Origin of the sequence: Cellulomonas triticagri, assembly GCF_003696205.1 — a bacterium.
GTDB lineage: Bacteria > Actinomycetota > Actinomycetes > Actinomycetales > Cellulomonadaceae > Cellulomonas > Cellulomonas triticagri.
The window spans coordinates 1-1,660 of the sequence record NZ_RFFI01000248.1; the positions used below are offsets into that span (position 1 = coordinate 1).

Genomic DNA, 1,660 nt, shown 5'->3' on the forward strand with positions numbered 1-1,660 from the left:
GGTCAGCCGCCCGCACGCGGACGCGTTGCGCGCCCGCGGCATGGCGCGCTCCGTCGGCGTGCTCGTCGCGTCCGCCCTCGCGTGCGTGGTCGCGGCGGGCGCGTCGTGGCTGCTCGTCGCCGTCCCCCCGCTCGCGCTGGGCGGCGCCGGCGCGACCGCGGGCAGCCGGTGGTACGTCACGCCGTTCTTCGCCACGACGATCGTGCTGTCGCTGCTGCTCGCCGAGCACACCGAGACCGCCGCGCACTGGTTCGTGGAGCGGGTCGGCGCGACCCTGCTCGGCGTCGTCGTCGCGGCCGTGGTCGGGTGGGCCGCGGCCCGCTGGACGACACGGCCCTGACACCGGACCTGCCCAGGGCTCGCCCGCGCGGTGCTCACCCACCCAAGACGGGTCAGCCCGCCGGGCCGGTCCCGCCCGGCTCCCCCGTCGCGTCCGCGTCGTCCGCCGCCGGTCCGGCCACCCCGGCGGCCGCGACCGCCTCGACCACCAGCAGCGCGACCAGCGCACCCACCGCCACCCCGACGACCGTCGCGGGGGTGAGCCGGTCCGCTGCGGCCAGCACCAGCACGGCGACCCCCGCCACGACACCCCGCAGCAGCGGACGGTGCGCCCGCACCCACGCGCCCGGCCGTCCCGTCCCGATCCCCCGGGCGCGGCCCAGCGCGGCCGCGCGGCCCAGCGCCCCCGCTCCTCCGGCCCGCACCGCCGCGGCCGCGGACGTCCCCCCGGTCAGCACCCCGACCACCAGCACGACGAGCCCGAGCACCAGGGTCGTGCGGACCGCGACCCGCAGCAGCGTCACCACCTGGTCGTAGACCGCCGCGGCCGCGTCCGGGCGCTGCACCGCGTCCGGCAGCGCCCCCAGGTACGCCGACCGGCCGACCGCCAGCCCGACACCCAGCAGCAGCGCTCCCCCGACCAGCACCGCCCCCGCCACCACGACCGCCCGCGCGCGCCGTCGCGCCACCAGCACCCCCGCCGCGAGCAGGCCCAGCGCCAGCCACGGCAGCCACGTCCCGAGCACGTCGAGCAGCCGGTACCCCTGCTGCACGCGCACCAGGTCCGCGCTCGTCACCAGCGGGTACGACACGTCCACCGCCGGGATCCGGTCCGCGAGCGTGAACCCGCGGTCCACCAGGCGCTCGCGGACGACGTCGGCCACCGGCCCGAGCGGCACCGACAGCGTGCCGTCCGCGTCGAGCGCCGCCACCGCGTCCGGGTCGCCCCGCAGCACCGCGACGAGCTGCTCGTGCGCCGTCCGGTTCGCCGTCACCCACACCTCGGCGAACGCGTCGGACGTCACCACCCGCTCCACCGTGGTCCGCACGAACCCGGTCAGCGCGTCGACCAGCGGACCCTGCAGCGCCGTCACCGCGCTCTGCGCCGCGGGCGGCAGGTCCAGCCCCGCCACGGCCGAGGCCACGTCGGCGACCCGCCCCTCCACGTCCACCGCGTCCACCACCGCGTCCGTGACCCGCCCGACCACCGCCGACCGCACCGCCGGGTCCTCGGCGAGCGGCGCGACCGTCGCCAGGTACCGGTCCGTGTCCGTCGCCAGCCCGCGGGCCCACACCGCCACCACCGCGACCGGCACCAGCAGCGCGCCGACCACCAGCAGCGCCACCGCACCCGCCGCGCGCCCGCGGCCCCGTGCGCGCC

At 79.5% G+C, this 1,660-nt stretch carries 2 protein-coding genes; one reads left to right on the plus strand and one right to left on the minus strand.

What is annotated here, in order from left to right; all coding sequences use genetic code 11:
- Nucleotides 1–340: FUSC family protein (locus EBM89_RS21675; RefSeq protein WP_500778896.1), on the plus strand; the 340-nt coding region annotated here is incomplete at its 5' end.
- Between the two features lie 52 nt (nucleotides 341–392).
- On the opposite strand, the gene EBM89_RS21680 is transcribed toward EBM89_RS21675, so the two are convergent.
- On the minus strand, nucleotides 393–1,660 hold a 1,268-nt coding region (locus EBM89_RS21680; RefSeq protein WP_158609748.1), incomplete at its 5' end, for a hypothetical protein.